Source organism: Paenibacillus sp. AR247 (assembly GCF_002968895.1).
GTDB classification, from domain to species: Bacteria; Bacillota; Bacilli; order Paenibacillales; family Paenibacillaceae; genus Paenibacillus_AQ; species Paenibacillus_AQ favisporus.
Window position 1 is genome coordinate 35,728 of sequence record NZ_PCZT01000011.1, and the last position, 6,934, is coordinate 42,661.

General features: G+C 55.8%; 4 protein-coding genes and 3 pseudogenes. 1 reads left to right on the top strand and 6 read right to left on the bottom strand.

The features are described from left to right. The 4 genes and pseudogenes from uvsE to CPT76_RS20860 form a co-directional block, all read right to left on the bottom strand. Positions 1-672 (bottom strand): UV DNA damage repair endonuclease UvsE (uvsE, locus tag CPT76_RS20845; RefSeq protein ID WP_105444391.1); only part of this gene is annotated, 672 nt, incomplete at its 3' end. 36 nt (positions 673-708) lie between these two features. Next, positions 709-1,029 (bottom strand): hypothetical protein, encoded by a 321-nt coding sequence (locus CPT76_RS20850; RefSeq protein ID WP_076175803.1) that lies wholly within the window; start codon positions 1,027-1,029, stop codon positions 709-711. A gap of 141 nt (positions 1,030-1,170) precedes the next feature. Continuing rightward, positions 1,171-2,266: pseudogene (locus CPT76_RS20855) on the bottom strand (D-alanine--D-alanine ligase). 69 nt (positions 2,267-2,335) lie between these two features. Continuing rightward, complete coding sequence (locus CPT76_RS20860; protein ID WP_374954698.1) at positions 2,336-3,346, bottom strand: amidase domain-containing protein; 1,011 nt, start codon at positions 3,344-3,346, stop codon at positions 2,336-2,338. Positions 3,347-3,798: 452 nt separating this feature from the next. Between CPT76_RS20860 and acnA the strand changes: the two are divergent. Then, positions 3,799-5,211, top strand: a pseudogene (gene acnA / locus CPT76_RS20865) (aconitate hydratase AcnA); the annotation flags it as partial. A 271-nt stretch (positions 5,212-5,482) separates the two neighbouring features. On the opposite strand, the gene CPT76_RS20870 reads toward acnA, so the two are convergent. After that, complete coding sequence (locus CPT76_RS20870) at positions 5,483-6,343, bottom strand: inositol monophosphatase family protein (protein WP_076175801.1); 861 nt, start codon at positions 6,341-6,343, stop codon at positions 5,483-5,485. Positions 6,344-6,583: 240 nt separating this feature from the next. Then, a pseudogene (locus CPT76_RS20875) lies at positions 6,584-6,934 on the bottom strand (UV DNA damage repair endonuclease UvsE); the annotation flags it as partial.

Sequence of the window (6,934 nt, forward strand, 5' to 3'; positions counted from 1 at the left end):
CTCCCCATCATTATTGACCCATTGGTGGTGAATATCCAGCACCATCGGCAGTCCGACATGCTGACAGACCTCAAGCGTCTCGACGGCCGTAAACGTCTTGTCGTCGTTTTCCAGCGTCAGCCGCTGCTTGATGTCTTCGTCCAGCGCGGCAAAATGCTCCTCAAACCGCTGAGCCGCAGCGGTTTTGTCACCATAAGCTCCGCCGATATGTATGTTGTTCTTCGCTGTCGCGTTCAGCCCCATCGCCTTCAGCATCGTGACATGGTGGCGGAGGTCGCGAATGGAGCTCTCCAGCACCTCGGCCCGCGGCGTGCTGAGCACCGTGAAATGATCGGGGTGAAAAGACACCCGCATGTCATGCTGCTTGACGTAATGGCCTACCTCGGCAAACGGCTCACGAAGCGCATCATATGGGCTCCAATCGCTTAGGTCCGAATGGGTCGCCAGCGGAATCAGTTTGGAAGAAAACCGGTACACATGAATGCCGCTGCCATGGTTATGCTTCAGCAGCCGCAGCGTGTTATGCAAATTTTCGGCCGCAATCCGCTCCAGTTTGCGAATGGCCGCCTCCCGGTCGTTCAGTTTGCTGAAACTGGTCATCGTCATCGTTTTGGAGGGAGATGCATCTTTTATTACGGTTGACATCGCCACGTATCCGAAACGGACCCTCATCATCGGCTTCTACTCCTCTTGGTTATAAAATCATCCTTAAGAAGTATGTTCCCCAAAAAACATTTCGTAAGCCAAATCGGTCTGAATCCGCGACTCCTCGTCGGTCAGCTTGCGGATGAGCTCCATTTCGACCTCCGTAACCTCCTGCCCCTGAAAATTGATCTCGGCGATGCAGCCGACGATCTTAACGATCGCCACCGCCACGTTGTTCGGGGTATAGGCAATCACTTTCTGGCCTGTCGGGAAGACGCGGAAGCCCTGCTTGACCATTTTGCCGCGTCCGTATTCGAGCAGCTCGTACAGCTCCTGGTCGCTTTTGAACTTGCACACGGAATTAAATTCGGTCTGGAAACCCATCATTTCATCTCCTTCTCCTGATTAAAATGGAAAAGGTACCCGGCCTATACTGCAGAGCCGGCCGGATACCTTATATGGTGTTGCTGTACGTCTAAATCGCTCACGTGGCGGATATCCCACGAAAGCATCTGCAGCGCCAAGTTAAATGTCGTTGGCAAAGACCAGCGACTGCTTGCTGTTGTAGCGCTCCAGCGCCAGCTCGATCATCCGGTCCAGCAGCGCCTGATAGCCGAGGCCCGTTTCACGCCAGAGCAGCGGATACATGCTGTATGGAGTGAAGCCCGGCATCGTGTTGACCTCATTGATGAAGATGGCGCCGTCCGATTTGCGGATGAAGAATCCGCCCGGGTAATGCCGCTGCCTTCGATCGCCTGAAAAGCAATCGAGGGCGAGCCTCCCGCAGACGGTCCGCCGTCTCGGCATCCAGCGAAGCCGGAATGACCATTTCGGACTGCCCATCCGTATACTTCGCCGCGTAGTCGTAATAATCGCTGGAGGAAATAATTTCTCCCGGCACAGATGCCATCGGCTCGTCATTGCCGAGCACAGCCACCTCCACTTCGCGCGCGTCCACAAACTCTTCGACGATGACTTTGAGGTCATAGCGGAAAGCGAGCTCAATCGCCTGCTCCAGCTCCTCGCGGTTTCTCGCCTTGGAGATGCCTACGCTCGATCCCAAATTCGCCGGTTTTACAAAGCATGGGTATCCAAGGTCGTCTTCGACGCCCATGATCAGATTGAAGCTGCTGCGCTCCCACTGCGATTTCGTGAAAAAGCGGTAGCCGCATTGAGGCAGGCCCGCCTGCGCAAACAGCTTTTTCATTACGGCCTTATCCATTCCGGCTGCGGAAGCCAGGACTCCGGCACCTACGTAAGGAATGTTCGCCATTTCGAACAGACCCTGGATGGTTCCGTCTTCGCCAAAGGTTCCGTGAAGAAGCGGGAACATCAGGTCGATGCCGGCCTCGCCGCCATACAACCTGCTGAAAATCGCTCCCAGCGCCGCTTCCGTGCCCTCCTGGCTTTGTTCCAGCTTCAACTGGTCCAGCTTGCCGAGGGGGGCCTGCAGCGTCGTTCCTTTTCTCCACTCGCCCTGCTTCGTAATATAGAATGGAATAAGTTCGTATTTATCGTAATCAAAGGCGTTCATCACCGCAAAGGCCGTCTGCAGCGATACCTCGTGTTCTCCTGATTTACCGCCGTACACAAGGCCTACGGTTGTTTTGTTGTTCCCCATGCCAAACCTCTCTTTTTCCTCATGATTGCAGGTGTCCTCCTGCCGCTGTACATATACCATTATAATGGCTTAGAAGTAGTCCGGGATATGTAAAAAACGGTATACGGTGTTCTCCGACCAGGCGTAGGAGTCCTTGTAGTCCCAGAAACGGTGCTTGCTGCTGACCGTATGGGCGTTGACCAGCGGGCTGCCGCCGGCATCAAACGCCGTGACGATCGTGCTGTGCTGGAAGGAGCCGTCGCCGTCCCAGTCATAAAAAATGACATCGCCCAGCATCAGCTGCTCGGGCCGCTCCACCAGCTCACCGCGAAGCCCCCAGCTGCTTGACGACAAAAAGGACTGCAGCGCGTTCGAAACCGCCCAGCTGTAGCTCCACCACTCTTTGCTCCCGACATATCCTTTGTACCACCAGCCCGATTCTCTTTTACCAGTATAGTGGATCGGAGCGCCCCCTGCAAAGAGGCATTGCGAGATGTAATTGGTGCAGTCCACCTCGAATACGGCAAACTCCGGATTGCTGGTTTCCCACCACTCGTCGGCATAAGCCGCTGCTGCCGCGCGGTTGTAGCGCGATGTTTTGCGGCCGGGGCCGCCCTGCAGCACCTCGGCGTTCAGGTAAGGCTTCGACCCGCCGCTGGAATAGGCGTAGGCTGGCTGCCCGGTGTGCACGACAGGGATGCCGGCGGCCGGATGCTTCTCCGGCGTCAGCTGCTCCACCGACACGATCACCCAGGCGTCCCCATCCCGGATCAGGGTCAGCCTCTCCCGCTGGATCATTTCCTCCACATGATTGACGCCGCCCTTTTCGTAGAACAGCTGCACATACAGCTGCACATCGATGACCGCCTCCTCCGGGGTATCGCGGATCGTCCGCAGCAGCTTGGCCCTCGTCTCGCTGCGAAGCGGCCTTGCCCCCCTTGCGGCATACCATTGTGACAGCCGGGAAGCCCGCTCACTCCTCGCCAATAAATAAGCCGGATCCGTCACGACCTGATCTGTATGTTGTGACCGGTAATCGATCTGATGCTGGTTGTATTGATTTACATAGGCGTACAGCGTCTGCTTCCATACCTTCTCCATTCCCATGCATTCCCCTTTCACCCGTTTCGTTAACCCGAAATATGTTGTTTCGGCTGCGTATATTCCACTATATGAAAAAAAGGGGGCACCTATGAACCCTGGTCCATTTTCGCGCGGCGGAGGTCCGCCGGAAAGCCGGAAGCGGACAAGCTGCGCACTCCGTCCCGCCAGTGCGCGGAACCAGTCCCGGCGCAGATCGGGGGAACGTTTTCCCGTTCTTTTGCCGCCTCGGTCTCTTCATATAAATAGACGCAAAAAGTACTTTACTCCCCGGCTTGTAAACGGTATACTAAAAGCGAACCTCACTATTTTGAAATTATGTTTCATCTAGTGAAACAAGGAACGGCAAAGTGATCGCCCTTATCGCTCTCACCCAAGCCACCTGAATGATGACTGATTTGATGAACCACAGTAAGCAGAGGAACCGAATTACGATCAAGGAGGTACATGTAATGACAGCAAAGGATCAATTCTCCACGGCCCGCAGTCTGGAAGTCGGAGGCAAAACCTACCGTTACTACAGCCTGCAGGCTCTTGAGGAGCAGGGACTCGGCAGCATCTCCAAGCTTCCGTTCTCCATCAAGGTGCTTCTGGAAGCCGCTGTCCGCCAATTCGACGGACGTGCCATTACCGAGGAGCATGTATCACAGCTGGCCAAATGGAATGAAGGACGTGACGATAACAAGGAAATCCCGTTCATTCCGGCCCGTATCGTATTGCAGGACTTCACCGGCGTACCGGTCGTCGTCGACCTTGCGGCTATGCGCGACACCGTGAAGAAAGCCGGCGGGGATCCGAAGAAGATCAACCCGCTCGTTCCGGTCGATCTCGTTATCGACCACTCCGTTATGGTTGATGCGTTCGGTACCAGCGACGCCCTCAACTACAACATGCAAGTGGAGTTTGAGCGCAACGAGGAACGCTACCGCTTCCTGCGCTGGGCCCAAACGGCATTTAACAATTTCCGCGCCGTCCCCCCGGGAACAGGTATCGTTCACCAGGTCAACCTGGAATATCTCGCATCCGTGGCGGCGACCAAGACAACCGACGGAGAAACGGTCGTATATCCGGACTCCCTCGTTGGTACGGACTCCCATACTACGATGATCAACGGCCTCGGCGTTGTCGGCTGGGGTGTCGGCGGGATCGAAGCCGAAGCGGGCATGCTCGGACAGCCGCTTTACTTCGTAACGCCTGACGTTATCGGATTTAAACTTACAGGCAGCCTGACGGAAGGCGCTACAGCGACCGACCTTGCGCTGACCGTTACCCAAATGCTCCGCAAAAAAGGCGTTGTCGGCAAATTCGTCGAGTTCTTCGGACCGGGTCTGGCCAACATCAGCCTCGCGGACCGCGCAACGGTAGCCAACATGGCACCGGAATACGGCGCAACTATCGGCTTCTTCCCTGTCGATGACGAGACGCTGGCTTACCTGCGCAACACCGGCCGTACCGATGAGCAGGTTGCTCTGGTAGAAGCCTACTACAAAGCACAGAACATGTTCCGCACCGCGGAAACCGAAGATCCTGAATTTACGGACATCATCGAACTCGACCTGGCCTCGGTCGTACCGAGCCTTGCCGGACCGAAACGTCCGCAGGACCGCATCGAGCTGACTCATATGAAGGACGCCTTCAACGACATCGTCCGCACGCCGATCGAAAAAGGCGGATACGGCCTCAGCGATGCCAAGATTGAAGAAAAAGTAACAGTTAAGCACAAAGACGGCTCCACCAGCGAAATGGGAACCGGCGCAGTCGTCATCGCGGCGATCACCAGCTGTACGAACACGTCGAACCCAAGCGTTATGCTCGGCGCAGGTCTCCTGGCTAAGAAAGCCGTGGCACGCGGCCTGAAGAAACCATCTTCGTCTGGATCCGGATTTCATATCTTGGAGAAATGAGCTCGCGCTCCTTTTCTTCACGGTTTTGCTGCTGCTGCAGCTCGCCTTCGGTCAGCATGTCACTGAGCTGCCGCTCCAAATTGTCCTTCTCACTCATGGGTTGACACTCCTTTGCGCTGTACCGGTGGCCTGCCACCGCGTGAATAAGATCGATTACGTCCATTGTTTGGTTACCCCGATTCAAGCCTAATGAAACAGCCTGACGGTCAGGCTCAGCCTCTGAATCTCCGAACTATTCGCCGGTCCCCTTCGCTTCCTTCAATGCGCCGACCAGCTCCTGCTGGATCAGCCCGTTCGTGGCGACCACATGGCGTACGCCCAGATGATAAGGATTGCCAAGCGTATCGGTGATGCTGCCGCCGGACTCGGTGATCATCAGCGATCCCGCCGCCAGGTCCCAGGCGTTCAAGCCGACTTCCCAGTAACCGGTAAGCCGCCCGCTGGCAACATAAGCCAGATGCAGGGCTGCAGAGCCCCCGGAGCGGATGTTGCGCACCCGCGGCGCAAGGTAATTGAGTCCAGCCATATTTTGCGGAAGCGTCGTATCTCTTCCCACCGGAAAGCCTGTTGCTAGAAGGCTCTCATTCAGCGTTTCCTGCTGGGAAACGGACATGCGCTTGCCATGCACATAGGCGCCCTTGCCCTTCTCAGCCACAAACATTTCATCGCGTGAAGGATCATAAATGACTCCAACGATCACTTCTCCTTTATGCGCCAAGGCAATGGATACGGAAAAGAACGGATACCCGTGAACATAGTTCGTCGTTCCGTCCACCGGATCCACAATCCACAAGTATTCTTCATCCAGCGCCTGCTCAAGCGCTTTCTTGGAAGCCTCCGGCCCGGGCTCGACCCCTTCCTCGCCAAGAAGCGCATGATCCGGAAAATGAGTGAAAATCAGCTTGCGGATCATTTGCTCGGCGCCCTTGTCCACTTCGGTGACCAAATCCGGCGCTCCGGACTTGGTATCCAGCTGTTTTACCGTGCCCAGTTTACTCTTAATCCATTCGCCTGCTTTCGAGGCGGCGTTAATCGCTACAGCCGTAAAGCTCTTGCTGGTTACGACATATGGTACCTTACCCTCTTGGTTCAAAGCATTCACTCTACTTTCTGATTAGATCTGTACTTTGGGACGGCCCCGTCCGCGGGCGGAGCCAAGACACTCATGAACACAGCTCCCGTCCCCGTGTGGATCAGCTTATAACGTCACACCGCTGATTCTATCTCCTAAAACTATACGTATAGACTCCGGCAAAGTTTCGCCCGATTCGGACCGGGAAACCGATTTCCACATTGGCCCCAAAGGTGATGCCCGTAAAGAAATTAGCCTTATCTAGGGTGTAATCTCAATACTCGCACCATCCAGAATACGCACCCCGTCACCCTGATATGCCTGCAAATCCTCCATCAGCTTGAACAGCGCCCCGTCTTTGGCTTTGGCTTCAATCATGACATCCACGGCAGGTGTATCTCCAGCAATCTTCCGTAAAAAGGTCAAGAGCGGCTCCATCTCGACGTGATCGGCATGGCCGCGCGGGTCCGACTCGCTCTTGGGGCTGGACACGTGGATTTTCGGCGGAAGCGGCTTGTCCGCCGCCGCATCGGCCTGCGCCAGCGGCGTCGACCAGGTCTAGCAGGATGTCCGGCCACAGCTCCCAGGGCTCTCCCCATCATTATTGACCCA

What these genes read in the sequence shown, in the direction of transcription:
- CPT76_RS20850 (WP_076175803.1), bottom strand. Translation starts at nt 1,029, where the DNA reads ATGGGTTTCCAGACCGAATTTAATTCCGTGTGCAAGTTCAAAAGCGAC.
- CPT76_RS20860 (WP_374954698.1), bottom strand. Translation starts at nt 3,346, where the DNA reads ATGGAGAAGGTATGGAAGCAGACGCTGTACGCCTATGTAAATCAATAC.